The sequence below is a fragment of the Marinitenerispora sediminis genome (assembly GCF_003336425.1).
GTDB classification, from domain to species: domain Bacteria; phylum Actinomycetota; class Actinomycetes; order Streptosporangiales; family Streptosporangiaceae; genus Marinitenerispora; species Marinitenerispora sediminis.
In genome coordinates this window covers 1-15893 of record NZ_QEIO01000005.1, presented here as the reverse complement: position 1 = coordinate 15893, position 15893 = coordinate 1, and the positions used below count along the sequence as shown (strand labels likewise).

Sequence of the window (15893 nt, the reverse complement as noted above, 5' to 3'; positions counted from 1 at the left end):
ACAATTCGAGGGACACCCGACGGTAGGTTCCGGGCTGCCGGTAGCGTGGGCGCAGAAACCGCGCCGAGGATGTCGTGCCTCGGTGGACGGAGGCACGGCAGCCACGCCGGCGACGAGTCTGACCTGCAGGGGAAAGCGCGATCCGGCGGCGGTCCAGCCATGTCCGAACAGCGCTCGGGAATTGGGTACGGTACGTCCGCGAGCAACGTGATCTTGGTTATTGGGGGTGTGAGCCGCGTGTCTACCTGGCTTGAGGACTACGCGCTGATCGGCGACATGCAGACCGCCGCTCTCGTGGCGCGCGACGGCTCGATCGACTGGATGTGCCTACCCCACTTCGACTCCCCCGCCGCCTTCGCCGCGCTGCTCGGCGACGAGCAGAACGGCCACTGGTGGATCCGGCCGGCCGCGGGCTCCATCAGGGCGACCCGGCGGCGCTACCGCCCGGAGACGCTGATCCTGGAGTGCGAGTGGGACACCCCCGAGGGCACCGTGCGGGTGATCGACTTCATGCCGCCGCGCACCGGCGTCCCGCACCTGGTGCGCATCGTCGAGGGGGTCAGCGGCTCGGTGCGGATGAGCACCGCGCTGCGGCTGCGCTTCGACTACGGAAACGTGGTCCCCTGGATCCACCGCAGCGGCACCGAGGTGGTGGCCGTGGCCGGCCCCGACTCCGTGTGGCTGAGCTCGCCGGTGCCCATGGAGGGCCACAACTTCATGCACGACTCCACCTTCACGGTGAGCGCCGGGCAGCGGATCCCGTTCGTCATGACGTGGCACCCCTCCCACACCGAGGAGTCGGACCACCTCGACGCCGAGAAGGCGCTGTCGCGCACCGAGCGCTTCTGGCGCGAGTGGGTCGAGAAGTGCGCCTACGAGGGCGACTACCGCGACGCCGTGGTGCGCTCCCTCATCACCCTCAAGGCGCTCACCTACCGCCCCACCGGCGGCATCGTCGCCGCGCCCACCACCTCGCTGCCCGAGGACATCGGCGGGGTGCGCAACTGGGACTACCGGTACTGCTGGCTGCGCGACGCCACCATCACGCTGGAGGCCCTGATGCGCAGCGGCTACACGGACGAGGCGCACGCCTGGCGCGAGTGGCTGGTGCGCGCCGTGGCGGGCGAGCCGCAGCACATGCAGATCATGTACGGGGTGCGCGGCGAGCGCCGGCTCTCCGAGTGGGAGGCCGACTGGCTGCCCGGGTACGAGAGCTCCCGCCCGGTGCGCATCGGCAACGCCGCGGTCGGCCAGTACCAGCTGGACGTCTACGGCGAGGTCATGGACGCCCTCGACCTCGCCCGCCGCTCCGGCCTGCACAGCGGCGAGCACGTGTGGGGCCTGCAGCGGTCCCTGGTCAACTACCTCGAATGGTGCTGGGACGAGCCCGATGAGGGCCTGTGGGAGGTGCGCGGCCCCCGGCAGCACTTCGTGCACTCCAAGGTCATGGCCTGGGTGGCCGCCGACCGCGCGGTCCGCATGATCGAGGAGTTCGGCAAGGAGGGGCCGCTGGAGCGCTGGCGCTCGCTGCGCGACACCATCCACGCCGAGGTGTGCGAGTACGGCTACGACGCCCGCCGCAACACGTTCACGCAGTACTACGGCAGCCAGGAGCTCGACGCCGCCTTGCTGCTCATCCCCGAGGTCGGCTTCCTCCCCTACGACGACCCCCGGGTGGTCGGCACCATCGAGGCCATCCGCGACGACCTCATGGTCGACGGGTTCGTGCTGCGCTACCGCACCGACCGCGAGGACGTCGCCGACAAGCTGCCCGGCGACGAGGGCGCCTTCCTCGCGTGCAGCTTCTGGATGGCCAACGCTCTGCTGTCGATCGGCCGGGAGAAGGAGGCGCGCGACCTGTTCGAGCGGCTGCTCGCCCTGCGCAACGACCTCGGGCTGCTGGCCGAGGAGTACGACCCCCGGACCGGCCGCCAGGTGGGCAACTTCCCCCAGGCATTCAGCCACGTCCCCCTCGTGACGACCGCCCTCAACCTCTCCCGCCACGACGGCCACCGCCGCGGCGAGGGCGCCTGACCCCGCTCACCCCCGGACCCCCCCGCCCCCTTCCGGACTTCCGGACCCGCGAGGTTCCCCGGACCGCTCCCATCGCCCGTGCCGCCGTCGGCGGCACGGGCGATCCGGGTTGTTGACCAGGGACGACTCCGCGGCGAGACTGGGCGGTACCTCGTCGTGTCGATAGGCGGTCGCGGCTGATGACGTCCTTCACCGTCGAGACGAACCTGACCGATCTCAGCCACCAGAACTGGCCGCAGATCGTCTCGCTCCTCATCGCCCTGGCGCTGTGCACGCTCATCGGGCTGGAGCGCGAGCTCCGGCAGAAGTCGGCGGGGCTGCGCACCCACACGCTCGTCGGGCTCGGCGCCGCGCTGTTCATGCTCGTCAGCAAGTACGGGTTCGGCGACGTGGTCGACGGCGCGGGCGTGGTGCTCGACCCGTCACGGGTCGCGGCGCAGATCGTCTCCGGCGTCGGCTTCATCGGCGGCGGACTGATCTTCGTGCACCGCAGCACCGTCCGGGGGATCACCACGGCCGCGGTGGTGTGGGTCTCGGCGGCCGTCGGCACCGCCTGCGGGGCCGGCCTGTGGCTACTGGGCGCGGCCGTCACCGCCGCGCACTTCCTGGTGGTCTTCGGTTACCCGCGCGTGCTGCGGCTGCTGACCCGCCGGGTGCCCACCGCCGCGCAGCTGCGCCTCACCTACCTGGACGGCCGGGGCGTGCTGCGCAGGGTGCTCGCGCTGGCCACCCGGCAGGGCTTCGCGGTGGACGAGGTGCACACCAGCCGGGAGCCGGGGCGGGCCGAGCCGCCGGAGCGGGCCGTCGTCGAACTCTCGCTGCACATACGCGGCAGCGGCGACATCAACGAACTCGCCATGGGACTGGCGGAGGCCGAGGGCGTGCTCCGGGTCCACGTGGGCGAGGACGACGGCTGAGGGCCGCTGCCCCAAGGGCCGGCGGTCCGCGGTCGCCCCCAGGGAGCGGGCGACCTCCGCACCCGTCCCGTGTCCCGAGGTCCGCCCGTTTGTCCGAAACCGGCCGGAATCCGGAGCGCTCCGACCGGCTACGCTGCGGCGAGGGCGGGCGTGGGCCGGGAGGAGGCGACGTGGCGGAGCGCGTGTTCGGCGGGCGCTACCGGTTGCTGGAGACGCTGGGCGCCGGCGGCATGGGCGAGGTCTGGAAGGGGATCGACGAGCGGCTGGAGCGGCCGGTCGCGGTGAAGCTGGTCCGCCCCGACCTCGCGGACGGCGCCGACACCGTCGCGCGGTTCCAGCGCGAGGCGCGCGTCACCGCCCTGCTGGCGGGCCATCCCAATATCGTCGTCCTCTACGACTACGGCACCGAGGGGGACTGGGTCTACGCCGTCATGGAGCTGGTGGCCGGCCGCACACTCACCGCCGTGCTGGCCGAGCGCGGTCCGCTGCCGATCCCGCTCGCCGCCGCCTGGGGCGCCCAGATCTGCGCCGGCCTGGCGGCGGCGCACGCGGCCGGGGTGGTGCACCGCGACGTCAAGCCCGGCAACCTCATGGTGGTGGAGCGCAGCGCCGGGGGGCCTGCGGAGGACACCCTGAAGATGCTCGACTTCGGGATCGCGGGTTTCCGGGAGGCCGCCGTGCACAGCCGGCCCCGCGCGCGGACCGACCTCATCGGGACGCCGCTGTACATGTCCCCGGAGCAGATCCAGGGCCAGCCGGCCGGGGTGGCCGGCGACCTCTACTCGTTCGGCGCGATCCTGTACGAGATGCTCACCGGCCGGGCGCCGTTCCGGGCTCCGGAGCCGCTGCCGGTCATGCGCATGCACCTGGTCGAGCCGCCGCGTCCGCCTGAGCGGCTGCGCGCCGGCATCCCCCCGGAGCTGTCGGCGCTCGTCGCGGAGCTCCTGGCCAAGTCCCCCGACCAACGGCCCGGCAGCGCCGAGGAGGTGCGGGACCGGCTGCTCGCCGCCGCCGGCGCGGAGCCGGAGCCCGCAGGGTCCGCGGCGGGTGTGCGGCGCCGCACCGCCGCGCGCGCCGCCCGGGCGGAGCTGCGGCGCCGGCTGGCCGACGTCGACCGGCACGGTACCGCCGGCGACCCGGGGACGGCCGCGCGGGAGCTCGACGCGCTCATCCCGGACCTGGAGCACTCGTTCGGCGCCGACCACCTGGCGACGCTGCGGGCGCGGAGCCGGCGCGCCTACCTGTCGGGCAAGTCGGGCAGCCCCGCCGCGGCGGTCGACGCGTTCACCCGGGTCGTCGCCGACCTGGAGCGCGCCTACGGGCCCCGGCACCCCGAGACCCTCACCGCACGGCACTACCTGGCCACCAACACCGGCCGCGCCGGCCACTACGAGCGCGCCGCCCGTATCCACGGCGAGCTGATCCCCGACCTGGCCGCGGTGCACGGCGCCGACTCAGCGCGGGTGCTGATCAGCCGGTTGCACGAGGCGGTGGCCGTCGGGGAGTCCGGGGACTTCGCCCGGGCGGCCGGCCTGCTGGACGACCTCGTCCCCCTCCTGGAACGGGCCGTGGGTCCGGACGCGGCCGACACGTTCACCGCGCGGCACTACCGCGCCGCCTACGCCGGGCGCGCGGGCGACTGCGCCGCGGCGGTCCGGCTCTACGACGAACTGCTGGCCGACCACGTGCGCGCCCGGGGCACCGACCATCCGCGCACCGCCCGGCTGCGCGCCCGGCGCGACCACTGGCGGGAGTGCGCCCGCTGACCGTGCGGGGAGCGGGCGTGCCCGTCCCGTGCCCGCTGGTCAGAGGGACAGGACGCGCAGGGTGAGCACCGCGGCCGCGAAGAGCAGCAGCGCCAGCGCGGGCGGAAGGCCCTTGAAGTCGCGCACCCGCAGGTGGGCGCCCACCGCGCCGACGAAGTAGAGGACGACACCGCCGGCGGCGGCAACGCCGAGCGGGCCGTAGACCAGGCCGGCGAGCAGGCCGAGCGCCCCGGCGATCTCGCAGGCGGCGAGGAACGGCAGCATCCCGAGCGGTACGCCGGCGGCGGTCATGCCCTCGACGATGGCCTTCGCGCGAGTGAGTTTGGCGGCGCTGGAGCCGAGCAGCACGAGGGCGAGCAGCACGGTGGTGGCGGCGGAGGCGATGGGCATGGGGGCTCCCGGTGATCACTGGAGGGGCATCGCGGAGACTAGCAGACGATTGAATCATTTCAACTATCAATCGATACCAGTCGTTCACCGACTGCTAGGATTGTTCGGTGATCGCTCACCGTCCCGGACTGGCGCTCGCCTTCTCCGGTCAGATCGCCAGCACGCGGATCAGGAAGGCCCTGGCGGCCCACGGCCTGCGCCCGGGCCACGGCCACGCGCTCCTGCTGCTGGCCGATCAGGGGCCCACGGGTCAGGCGCACCTCGCCGAGGCCGTCGGCGTGGACCCCAGCGTGCTCGTGGCGATCCTCAACGACCTGGAGAGGGACGGACTGGCCGAGCGCCGCCGCGACCCGGCGGACCGGCGCCGGCACATCGTCGAGATCTCCGCGGCGGGCCGCCGCCTGGCCGACGACGTGCACGGAGCCATCGCCGCCGTCGAGGGGTCCCTCTTCGCCGACCTCGATGCCGCCGAGGTCGCCGCCCTGCAGCGCCTGCTCGACCGCATCCGCGCCGACGGCGAGACCAGCCGTGCCTGCGCCGGCGACTAGCGCGGGAGCGGCCGCGGTGAGCACGCACGGGCGGCACGGCTACCGCTACGTGGGACCGGAGGAGCTGCGTGCCGCGGTCCGGCCGGGAACGGCGGGCCGCGCGGTCCGCAGCGCCGCCGACCTCGACGCGTGGGTCGCCGAGCGGGGGGCGGAGGAGCTCGCCGAACCGTTCACCTTCGTCGTCGACGCCGAGGGCACGCTGCGGTTGGGGGCGCGCCGCAGCGAGCACGTCGCGTGCGCCGGCGGCGGCCGGGTGCTGAGCGCCGGCGAGATCGGCTTCACCGGTGCGCCCGGACGCTGGGTGGCCGCCGAGGTCAGCAACCAGTCCACCGGCTACTGCCCGGACCCCGGCTCGTGGCCGGCCGTCGCCGGGGCCCTGGAGCGGGCCGGGCTCACTGCTCCCCCCGGGTTCACGCACGAGGTGGTCTTCCGGCGCTGCGAGGAGTGCGGGGAGCGCGGCATCGTCCGCGACGGCGACTTCAGCTGCGTCTTCTGCGGCGGCGCGCTTCCCGCGACGTGGAACGTGGACCCGCGGCCGTGGCCGGACGGCGCCTGACCACCGCGCGCCCGGCCGCCCGGTCGTGGCGCCGGGCTCGTCCGCCGGATGCGCCGGTGGCAGAACCGTCCGGAAGCCCCTGCCGCCTCGGCGAATCCGGTCATATATGTCGCCGTCCGCCGATAGTGTTCTGAGCCATGTCAGGACGACCGTTGAACGAGATCATGGATGACGGCTGGGCCAAGGCGCTGGAGCCGGTGGCCGGGCGGATCAGCGAGATGGGGGACTTCCTGCGCGCCGAGGTGGCGGCGGGCCGGACCTACCTCCCGGCGGGAGAGAACGTGCTGCGCGCCTTCCAGCAGCCGTTCGACGACGTGCGGGTGCTGCTGGTCGGCCAGGACCCCTACCCCACTCCGGGGCACGCGGTGGGGCTGAGCTTCTCCGTGGCCCCCGACGTCAAGCTTCCGGGCAGCCTGCGCAACATCTACCGCGAGTACACCGAGGACCTCGGCCTCCCCATGCCGAGCAGCGGCGACCTCACCCCCTGGACGGAGCGCGGCGTGCTGCTGCTCAACAGGGTCCTGACCGTGCTGCCGCGCAAGCCGGGCGCCCACCGCGGCAAGGGCTGGGAGGAGGTCACCGAGCAGGCCATCCGCGCGCTGGCCGAGCGCGGCAAGCCCATGGTCGCGATCCTGTGGGGCCGCGACGCCCGCAACCTGCGCCCGCTGATGCCCGGTGTCCCCTGCGTGGAGTCCACGCACCCGAGCCCGATGTCGGCGCACAACGGCTTCTTCGGCTCCCGGCCGTTCAGCCGCGCCAATGCCATGCTGGAGGAGCAGGGCGCCGCGCCGGTCGACTGGAAGCTTCCGTAGTTCCGCCGGGTGCTCCGGAGCGGACCGCCGTCCGCCCCGGAGCGCCTCGGGCGGCGGTGCGGCCCCGGACGGGGCGCCCCGCCCGGTCGCGGTCAGTCCCGGTCGTCGCCCGCCCTCGCGAGCTCGTCGTCGCCGCGCTCGACGCAGAACTCGTTGCCCTCGGGGTCGGCCAGCACGACCCAGCCGCGGCCGTCCGGGGCGCGGAAGTCGGACAGGAAGGTCGCGCCGAGCCCGAGCAGCCGCTCGTACTCCTCGTCGCGCAGCGCCGCCCCCTGCGGACCGAGGTCGAAGTGGATGCGGTTCTTCACCACCTTGTTCTCCGGCACCCGCAGGAACAGCAGCCCCGGCTGCCCCTCCGGCGTCTCGACCAGCGCCTCGTCGTCGCCGGGCTTGCTGCCGGGGTGCAGGGCCGCGCCGACCACCTCGGCCCAGAACTCCGCGAGCGCGTAGGGGTCGGCGCAGTCGATGGTGATGTTGCGAATGGGCGAGGGCATCCCCGGTCTCCTCCTGTGCGGGTCGGGTGGGAAGCCGGCCGAGGGGTGGACGGACGACCGAGGAGTCTCTGCCCGGACCGGACTCGGGGTAACCGTCACGGTACGTGGACATCACCGGCACCCACCGTGCCCTCGGGGCCGGCCGGGACGCCGGCTCAGCCCCGGGCGGGCGGGATGGGGAAGTTGCTGCGGAAGACGTTGCCGGGGTCGTAGGCCGCCTTGACGCGGCGCAGCCGCTCCAGCGTGGGCGGCGGGAACGCCCGGGCGAGGGCCGCCGCGTCACCGTGCGACTCGAAGCTCAGGTAGAGGGCGTCAACGTCGAGGCGCGCCCAGGTCTCTTCTGCGTGCTCCCGGCGGCTCTCCCGGATGATGGCCGCCAGCGAGAAGTTCTGCGTGCGGTGCGCGTAGGCGGTGGCCTCGGCGGGGACGTCGTTGACGGCGCCGCCGACGGAGCGGACCTGGAACAGGGTGGCGTCGCCGTCGGCGAGTAGGCGGGCGGCCGTGTCCGCGGCGCGCTCGTCGAGGTGCGCGACGAGGGCGGAGCGGCTGCGCATCCGGGCCTGGCCGTGGTGCCGGTTGGGCGCGGGGGCCATGATCGCGGCATAGGGGGCGAGCCGGGCCTGCTGCCCGAGGACCGGGGCGAGGTCGAGGAACGGCGCGAGCGCGGCCGTGGCGGCGTCGGTGTCGTCGCCCGCCCACACCGCGTAGGTCTGCGCGAGGACGTCGCCCCGTTGGCGCACGACCGTGAGGAAGGCGGTCAGCTCGCGGGGGCTGTCCTCCACCAGCCGGCCCCAGGCACGCATGAAGCCCGCGGTGTCGGAGGCGTCGTGCAGGAGGACCGCGAAGACGACGTCGGAGACCTCGGCCGCCTCGATGTCCAGCGAGGTGACGACGCCCATGTTGGCGCCCGCTCCGCGCAGCGCCCAGAACAGGTCCGGGTGCCGCTCGGCGTCGGCCCGCACGATCCGGCCGTCGGCGAGGACGACCTCGGCCCCCACCACGTGGTCCAGCGTCAGCCCGTAGCTGCGGGCGAGGAAGCCCTGCCCGCCGGCGGTGGCGAGCCCGCCGACGCCGACGCCGCCGTAGTCGCCGGAGCTGACGGCCAGGCCGTGCGGGGCGAGCGCCTGGGCGACCTCGCCCCATCGGGCGCCGGCGCCGAGCCGCACCAGGCGGCGTCCGCGGTCCAGGAGCTCCACCCGGTCCATCCCGCCGAGGTCGAGCACGATCCCGCCGTCGTTGGTGGAGCGGCCGCTGATGCCGTGGCCGCCGCTGCGTACGGCCAGGGGTACGCCCTGGGCGCGGGCGAACGCGAGGGCGTCGGCGGCCTGCGGCGCGGTGGCCGGGCGCAGGACGAGGCCGGGGCTGCCGGACCACACGTAGGTGTGGCGCACGCCCTCGTACTCGTGGTCGCCGGGTTCGACGGCACGGCCGGCGAGGGAGGCGGGGACGGCGTCGTAGTCGATGCCGTCCCGGCGGCGGGCGAGCGCGGCGGCCGGACGGACGGCGCCAGTGGGCGTGCCGGCGGAGGCCCGTTCGGCGGCGACCGCGTCGCGCAGTGCGGGAGCGACCTCCTGGGCGAAGACCTGGATCTCCGCGGGGTCGTCGGAGCCGAGGATGAAGGTGCTGACGCCGTCCTCCAGGACCAGGGGCAGCAGCCACTCGGCCCAGTCCGCCGGCGCGCCCAGAAGCGCCCCGGGGCCGCCCGGGACCTCCCCCATGATGTTGAGCAGGCGCCGGATCTCCCGCGGGTCGCGGCCGGCGGCCGCGGCCGCCTCGTCGATGACCTTGTTGCCCTCGGCCAGGTCCGCCGGCCGCAGGTAGCCGAGGCTGGGCAGCCAGCCGTCGGCCTTGCGCCCCACCAGGCGCAGCATGCGCGGCTTGTAGGCGCCGAGCCAGATGGGCACGTCGTGCGCGGGGGCGGGGCCGCGCTTGGCGCCTCGGACCGAGTGGTGGGCGCCCTCGACGCGCAGCGCCCGGCGCTCACCGGCGGCCCAGATGCCGCGGATGACGTCGATGCCCTCGCTCAGCGCCTCGATGGCCTGACCGGGGGTGAGGCGCCGGCCGCCCATGGCCTCGATGCCGTCCCAGAAGGCGCCGGCGCCGAGCGCGAGGTCGACCCGCCCGCCGGAGAGCAGGTCCAGACTGGCCACGGAGCGCGCCAGCACCGCCGGGGGCCGCAGCGGCAGGTTCAGCACGTTGCCGGACAGGTGGACGCGCTCGGTGCGGGCCGCCACCCAGCTCAGCAGCGTCCAGGTGTCGAGGAACGCGTTCTGGTACGGGTGGTCCTGGAAGGTCACGAGGTCCAGTCCAGCCCGCTCGGAGAGCAGGGCGAGGTCGACCACGGTCTCGGGCGAGCTGTGCTGCGGGGTGAGGAAGGACCCGAATCTCAGGTCGTGCCCGTAGTCGGCCATCATTACCTCCGGCGTTCCAGGTTGACAGGTCAACCATACGACGACTGGATGACATGTCAACCTGCGCCTTGTAGCGTGGGGCCATGACCGCGCAGCCACCTGCCGACCGGCGCCAGGAGAGGGCCGACGACGGAATCGCCGTCTGGCGGACGTACTCCGGCGTCCACGCCAGGCTCGCCGGCCACCTCTCCCGCGAACTGTCGCGGGCGACCGGTCTCTCCGAGGCCGACTTCCAGATCCTCGACGCGCTGCTCGACGCCCCCGAGACGCGCATGCGGGTGCTCGACCTGCGGTGGGAACTGCAGTGGGAGAAGAGCCGGCTGTCCCACCACCTCGCCCGGATGTGCGCCCGCGGCCTCCTGGAGCGCGAGGTCTGCGCCACCGACGCCCGGGGCTGGGACGTCACGCTCACCACCGCGGGCCGCGACGCCGCCGAACGCGCCCGCCGGGTCCGGGAGGCGTCCGTCCGGCGGATCGTGCTGGACACGCTCGGCCCCGACCTGCTGGACCGCCTGGCCGAGGCCGCCGACGTGCTCGCCGAGCGCCTGGAGCGCGCGGCCGAGGAGGACCCCGAGTGCCGCGCGGCCCGGCCGGCGGCCGCCCCCGGAAGGAGCGGCGGACCGGCTCAGTCAGCGTCCGCGGCGCCCTCGGCGCAGGCGGGGTAGCGGTCACCCACCCGGCACCGGTCGTGCTGCGCCTCGGAGACGGTGCGCCAGCCGGTCTCGTCCCGCCACCAGCCGTTGTCGCTCGGGTCCCGCAGCAGCAGCGACCAGCTCTCGGGGTGGTGGGTGGTGGAGGGGAAGCACGACGTCTGCCCGGTGGCGGTCGTGGTGCAGCTGGTGGAGGAGCTGGTGTGTTCCGGTGAGTAGTCGCGGTCGATCACAACCCCGCTCACTGGCGCGGTGGCGCCGTCGATGAGAGACAGGATCATGAGGGCCCCCACCCCACTGCAGAAGCCTTTGCACAGGCGGCTCAGCACAACGGAGTCGATGACGGGGTCCGTCTCCAGGAACCACACGGTGAGGCCCACGACGGTGATCGCTGCCAGGACGCGCCCGACCCACGGGTCGCCGTTGCTCTCACCGAACGCGAGTACGGGCGCGGCAGCCAGCGCCAGACCGAGCACGCTCCCCACCGCGTTCCGCACCCGGCGCCGCCTTGATCGCAACCGCCGATAGGCGCCCGCATCCGGTACGCGTCCGTATGCGGCGCGTCCGCGCCTCCGCCACATCGCCGCCTCCCGTTGGTACGGCAATTGTGCGCCCGCGCCACGCCCATCACCTCGGGGTTGGCACATTCCGGCCATCGCACCGCCGCGGCCGCGCGTGATCTCCGGACCGCGCGGGGTGTACCTTCGGGGACGCGGCGGCGGCACCGCTGCGAGGCCGGTGCCGCCGCGCCCCGCCCCGTCCGGCGCTTGGAAAGGCCCTCCTCCCCCATGGCGAAACCGCTGAGCTACGCCGACGCCCTGCGGATCCTCGGGAAGGACGGCGGCAGGTTCACCGGGTGGGCGGAGGCGCTCGCGGGCGCGGCGGGCGACCTCAGCGGACTGCCAGGGATCGGGGCGCTCGGCGAGCAGGTGGTCTCGCAGGGGACGGACGCGGTCCGCGGGATCCGGGAGCGGATCAGCGGTGTCAGCCGGCTGGACCGCACGCAGCGGATCCAGGCCGCGCACGCGGTCATCGTGATCGTGAGCTTCTTCGAAGCCCTGGAGGAGGAGCTGGAGAAGGCCAACCCCGGGTTCCGGTTCCGCGACCTGGGGTTCACCCGCGAGGAGCAGGTGGCGCTGGCCGGCGGGGGACCGGTGCGCAACGGCTACGCCGGGGTCATCTCCTCGCTCGCCGAATTCCCGGTCCCCGCGCCGGCGCCGAGTTCGGACGGCTCGGTGAACGTCTCCATCACTTTCCGGCTGCTCGCCAATATGACGCGCGAGTTCTTGGCAGGTCTGGCCGATCCGCCGCGGTGGCCGGAGCAGGCGGACAACAACGGGGTGATCGAGTGGCGGCTGGCGAACGCCGCCCTCAAGAAATACGGGGCGCATTTCCACTCGCTCATGGCCGACGTTCCCGAATTCGCGTCGTGGGTGTCGCTGCACACCCAGAACAGCGTCCTGGCAGAAGTCCGGGACGAAGCCGCCGCCCGCCAGCGGCAGTGGGGAGAGCTGACGACCGGCCTCGCGGACCTGGGCGAGCAGCTCCGGGCGCTCTCCAGCGGAAGCCCCGTCGACCAGCGGCGGGCGGACCTCGCCGCCCGGCATCAAGCCGCTCTGGGGCGCCGGCTCCTGGCCACGGCCGAGGTACCGCCCGGTTTCACGCTTCCGTCGCTGGGTGAGGCCTACCTGAACCCCTGCGGCCGGGTGGGCGCGGCAGGGGCGAACACCGCGGTCGCCACCGACGAGTGGTGGGAACGGCATCCCGTGCTCGACGACCTGCAGCCCACGCTCGTCGGTCTGCTGACCTCGCCGCAGGCGACGCAGCTCCCCATCGTGGTGCTCGGCCACCCGGGCGCCGGAAAATCCATCCTGACCCAGGTACTGGCCGCCCGGCTGCCCGCCGAGGACTTCCTGCCGATCCGGGTCGAGCTGCGCTCCGTGCCCGCGGACGCCCCCATCCAGGACCAGGTCGAGCGCGGCATCCGCGCCGCCATCGGCGACTCGGTGTCCTGGCCGGAGCTGGCCCGCTCGGCCGCCGGCGCGCTGCCGGTCGTCATGCTGGACGGGTTCGACGAGCTGCTGCAGGCCACGGGGGTGGAGCGGTCCAACTACCTGGAGCAGGTCCGTGAGTTCCAGGAGCGGGAGGCAGAGCTCGGCCGTCCCGTCGCCGTCCTCGTCACCAGCCGCACCGTTGTCGCCGACCGGGCGCGTTTTCCGGAGGAGACGCCCGTTGTCCGGCTGGAGCCGCTGAGCGAGCGGCAGATCGGGCAGCTGCTCGACATCTGGAACAGGCACAACACCGGCACGCTGCTGGCGCGCGGCCTCACCCCGCTCACCCGCGACCACGTACTGCGCTACCGGGAACTCGCCGAGCAGCCCCTGCTGCTGGTCATGCTGCTGATCTTCGACGCGGACGACAACGCCCTGCAGCGCCTGGGCGCGGATCTCGGCCGCCCGGAGCTCTACGAGCGGCTGCTCGCCGGGTTCGCCGAGCGCGAGGTGCGCAAGCACGATCCCCACCTCTCCCCCGCCGCGCTGGACCGGGCCGTCGCCGACGAACTGCGCCGCCTGCAGGTCGTGGCGATGGCGATGTTCGCCCGCCACCAGCAGACCGTCAGTTCGGAGGAGCTCGGGGCGGACCTGGAGAAGCTCCTTCCGAACAGCGGTGTCCGGGCGCGGCACGCCGACCTGCACGGCGCGATCAGCGACGCGGACCAGCTCCTCGCCCGGTTCTTCTTCGTCCACGAATCCCAGGCCGTGCAGGGGACCCGCCAGCGCAGCACGTACGAGTTCCTGCACGCGACCTTCGGCGAGTACCTGACGGCCCGCATGGTGACGCGGGTGCTGGACGACCTGGTGGACGACCGCCGGCGTGCCGAACGCCGGCAGTACTCGTCACCGCCCGACGACGGCCTGTTCTACGCCCTGACCTCGTTCGCGGCGCTGGCCGGCCGGAGCGCCGTCGTGGAGTTCGCGGAGGACCTCCTGGCCCAGCACTTCGCCCAGCGCCCCGAGGACCGCCCGGAGTACCGCGCCCTCCTGGTCGAGCTGTACCAGAACGCGCTGTACCCCAGCCCGGAGCGCTCGCACAGCGGCTACGAGCCGGTCCGCATACCGATCACGCAGCGCCTCGCCGTCCATACCGCCAACCTGGTCACGCTCCTGGTGCTGGTCGGACCGGAGGAGATCGACATCGCCGAGCTGTACCCGGGCTCGTCGCGCTCCTGGGAGAGGTGGCGCGGGACCGCCGGCCTGTGGCGGGCGATGCACGGCGATGACTGGCACGGCTTCCTGAGCACCGTACGTGTCCGGCACCAGGGGTTCTGGGACGGGCCCGGGCGCAGCGTCATCACCCGGGAGAGGCACGACCCGCTCAACGTCGGGGAGTGCGTCGGATTCGAGCTCTACTCCGGCTACTCCGGAGTCCGCGGCGAACTCTCCATCACCAACCCCTACAGCATCACCGTGCCGCCCAAGGGCGTCACCTCCGGCCTCCTGCGCTCCATGGCGCTGCGCGCACACGGGGCGGTGGCACGGACCGTGATGATGCTCGGCCCCTATCTCCGGCACGTGAGCGCGGACCTGATGAGTTGGCGGACCGACTCACAGCCGCCGCGCGCCTGGGCGCTGTCGCACGAGGTCCTTGAACTGCGGCTGGCGAATCCCTTCGCCGACCCGCACGAGCGGCTGCTCCGGTTCCGCCGCGTGCTCCTGCACAGCAGTACGCTCGATCGGCCGCAGCTCCTCGCCCTTCGGCAGGCCGCCGAGGACCTGGCGTCCATGGAGGCCGACAGCTCCTACGGAACGGCCCTGCGGGAGCTCCTGCTCACCTACCTGACCCGGGTGCGGGCAACCGCGATTTCCTCCGAACGCCTGGTCACCCCCGTTCTGGCTGCTCTTCGCCCGTATATCGAGTCACCCGAAACGCTGGACCGCATTAACGATCTCCCGTCCGATAATCACCCGGATATTTCCACCGAATCGCCGACGCAATACCCGCTCCTCACCGCTGACCAGCGTCAACGCCCCGATTACGGCATCAGCGCCGGCCAATTCCTCGCCTACCCGGAAATCCCCACCATCCCCCAAAACACGCAAACCCCCTGACGAACTGGCCATCCACCCGCCAGGATGGTCCCCGGCGATCGTCCCGCCCACGTTCCCGGTGACCCCTGCGGTGGTGCCATGCGCGAGCCTGTCCGCTATTCCGACGCGATCCGCTTCCTCGGCTCCGACGAGGAACGGGTGGTCGAGCTGGTCGACCGCCTCGGCGACGACTCCGCGCTCGACCTGCTCGGGGCGCGCACGGACCTCGTGCGGTTCGCGCACCGGGTGCTGAACCGGCTGGACCGGGAGGCGCACCGGCTCAGCCGGCTGGAGCGGACCCGGCGGATCGCGGCGGCGCACAGCATGATCGTCGTCACCGCCTTCTTCGAGTCGCTGGACGACACCGAGCTCCCCTTCGAGCTGGACGGCCGCTCGGCGAACCTGGACGCGGCGACCACCGACGCCTCCAGCCCCAAGCACCTCGGCGAGTTCGTCGCGCTGCTGGTCGGCTCCGCTCCCCCGCTCCCCCGGCCGCAGCGCCCGGCCGCCGACGCCCGCGCGCGGGTGCGGCGCTTCTACGCGCGGCGGTGCAAGCAGCTGCCGCCGGTGCTGCGCCGGATGCGGCTGTGGGGCGAGCTGGGCGAGGCGCACCGCAGCGCCATCACCGACCGACTCGGGCCGGCGCTCACCGACCGGTGCCTGCGCCGCTACGAGGAGCTGCGCGACAAGCTCGCGGCCAGCTTCCCCGAGTTCGGGGCGTGGGCCAACCTGCACGCCGACCGCAGCCGCTACACCGGCGTTCCGGAAGCGACGAGCGGCCTCACCCGGCTGCGCCACCAGTTGCAGTCGATCAGCACCGGCACCGTGCCCAGTGTCGCCCAGGCCGCGCTGGCCCGCGCGCACCGGGAGCGGCTGGCCGCGCCGCTGGCCCGACTGGGCGGGTCGGGCACGGGCGCGCACCTGCCGCCGCTCGGCGTGGCCTACATCGACCCGCGGTTCCGCGCCGCCGAGATCGGGCCGGGTGCACTGCCGCACGACCCCGCCTGGTGGGAGGCGGCCGCCCCCGTCCGCGACGACGTCTCGGAGTTCCTGCTCGGGCACTTCACCTCGCCGCGCGCGCTCTCGGTCCCGCTCGTCGTCCTGGGCCCGACCGGGTCCGGCAAGTCGGCGCTCGCGCTGGAAGCCGGCCAGGCCGGCGAGCAGGTCGGTCCGTGACACCGGGGCCAGCGTGCTGACCTCCTCCAGTCCGTCCAGGATGAGCACCGA

At 73.6% G+C, this 15893-nt stretch carries 13 protein-coding genes; 9 read left to right on the top strand and 4 right to left on the bottom strand.

The annotated features are described in order from the left end of the window. Positions 1-237: 237 nt before the first annotated feature. The 3 genes from DEF28_RS01565 (at position 238) to DEF28_RS01555 (ending at position 4717) form a co-directional block, all read left to right on the top strand. Complete coding sequence (locus DEF28_RS01565) at positions 238-2034, top strand: glycoside hydrolase family 15 protein (protein WP_267900193.1); 1797 nt, start codon at positions 238-240, stop codon at positions 2032-2034. 179 nt (positions 2035-2213) lie between these two features. Then, the gene (locus tag DEF28_RS01560) at positions 2214-2951 is read left to right on the top strand and encodes an MgtC/SapB family protein (protein WP_114400635.1); all 738 of its coding nucleotides are present in this window, start codon (positions 2214-2216) and stop codon (positions 2949-2951) included. Between the two features lie 170 nt (positions 2952-3121). Further along, entirely contained in the window at positions 3122-4717 is a 1596-nt protein-coding gene (locus DEF28_RS01555; RefSeq protein WP_233515027.1) for a serine/threonine-protein kinase, read from the top strand. A gap of 39 nt (positions 4718-4756) precedes the next feature. Here the strand turns inward: DEF28_RS01555 and DEF28_RS01550 are convergent, their stop codons facing one another. After that, positions 4757-5107 carry a DoxX family protein gene (locus tag DEF28_RS01550; protein ID WP_114400634.1) on the bottom strand — a complete coding sequence of 117 codons (351 nt, stop codon included), beginning with the start codon at positions 5105-5107 and terminating at the stop codon, positions 4757-4759. Positions 5108-5214: 107 nt separating this feature from the next. Here DEF28_RS01550 and DEF28_RS01545 point away from each other — a divergent pair, with 107 nt between their 5' ends. The 3 genes from DEF28_RS01545 (at position 5215) to DEF28_RS01535 (ending at position 7023) form a co-directional block, all read left to right on the top strand. Next, positions 5215-5655 carry a MarR family winged helix-turn-helix transcriptional regulator gene (locus DEF28_RS01545; RefSeq protein WP_114400633.1) on the top strand — a complete coding sequence of 147 codons (441 nt, stop codon included), beginning with the start codon at positions 5215-5217 and terminating at the stop codon, positions 5653-5655. A gap of 16 nt (positions 5656-5671) precedes the next feature. Continuing rightward, positions 5672-6211, top strand: a complete 540-nt coding sequence (locus DEF28_RS01540; protein WP_114400632.1) for a hypothetical protein — start codon at positions 5672-5674, stop codon at positions 6209-6211. Between the two features lie 137 nt (positions 6212-6348). Further along, a complete protein-coding gene (locus DEF28_RS01535) occupies positions 6349-7023 on the top strand; it encodes a uracil-DNA glycosylase (RefSeq protein ID WP_114400631.1) in 675 nt (224 codons plus the stop codon). Positions 7024-7115: 92 nt separating this feature from the next. On the opposite strand, the gene DEF28_RS01530 is transcribed toward DEF28_RS01535, so the two are convergent. Together DEF28_RS01530 and DEF28_RS01525 are read right to left on the bottom strand one after the other, a co-directional pair. Further along, positions 7116-7517 (bottom strand): VOC family protein, encoded by a 402-nt coding sequence (locus DEF28_RS01530; RefSeq protein WP_114400630.1) that lies wholly within the window; start codon positions 7515-7517, stop codon positions 7116-7118. Positions 7518-7672: 155 nt separating this feature from the next. Next, a complete protein-coding gene (locus DEF28_RS01525; RefSeq protein WP_114446094.1) occupies positions 7673-9928 on the bottom strand; it encodes an LLM class flavin-dependent oxidoreductase in 2256 nt (751 codons plus the stop codon). Positions 9929-10011: 83 nt separating this feature from the next. Here DEF28_RS01525 and DEF28_RS01520 point away from each other — a divergent pair, with 83 nt between their 5' ends. Beyond that, on the top strand, positions 10012-10593 hold the full coding sequence (locus tag DEF28_RS01520; RefSeq protein WP_114398364.1) for a MarR family winged helix-turn-helix transcriptional regulator: 582 nt from the start codon (positions 10012-10014) through the stop codon (positions 10591-10593). On the opposite strand, the gene DEF28_RS01515 is transcribed toward DEF28_RS01520, so the two are convergent. Then, positions 10554-11075: a hypothetical protein gene (locus DEF28_RS01515; protein ID WP_147280137.1), complete on the bottom strand. Its 522-nt coding sequence runs from the start codon at positions 11073-11075 to the stop codon at positions 10554-10556. The genes DEF28_RS01520 and DEF28_RS01515 overlap by 40 nt on opposite strands. A 291-nt stretch (positions 11076-11366) precedes the next feature. Between DEF28_RS01515 and DEF28_RS01510 the strand changes: the two genes are divergently transcribed. Then, the gene (locus tag DEF28_RS01510; RefSeq protein ID WP_114398362.1) at positions 11367-14687 is read left to right on the top strand and encodes an NACHT domain-containing protein; all 3321 of its coding nucleotides are present in this window, start codon (positions 11367-11369) and stop codon (positions 14685-14687) included. A 78-nt stretch (positions 14688-14765) separates the two neighbouring features. Further along, positions 14766-15842 carry an NACHT N-terminal helical domain 7-containing protein gene (locus DEF28_RS27390; protein WP_158562742.1) on the top strand — a complete coding sequence of 359 codons (1077 nt, stop codon included), beginning with the start codon at positions 14766-14768 and terminating at the stop codon, positions 15840-15842. The last annotated feature ends 51 nt before the right edge of the window (positions 15843-15893 follow it).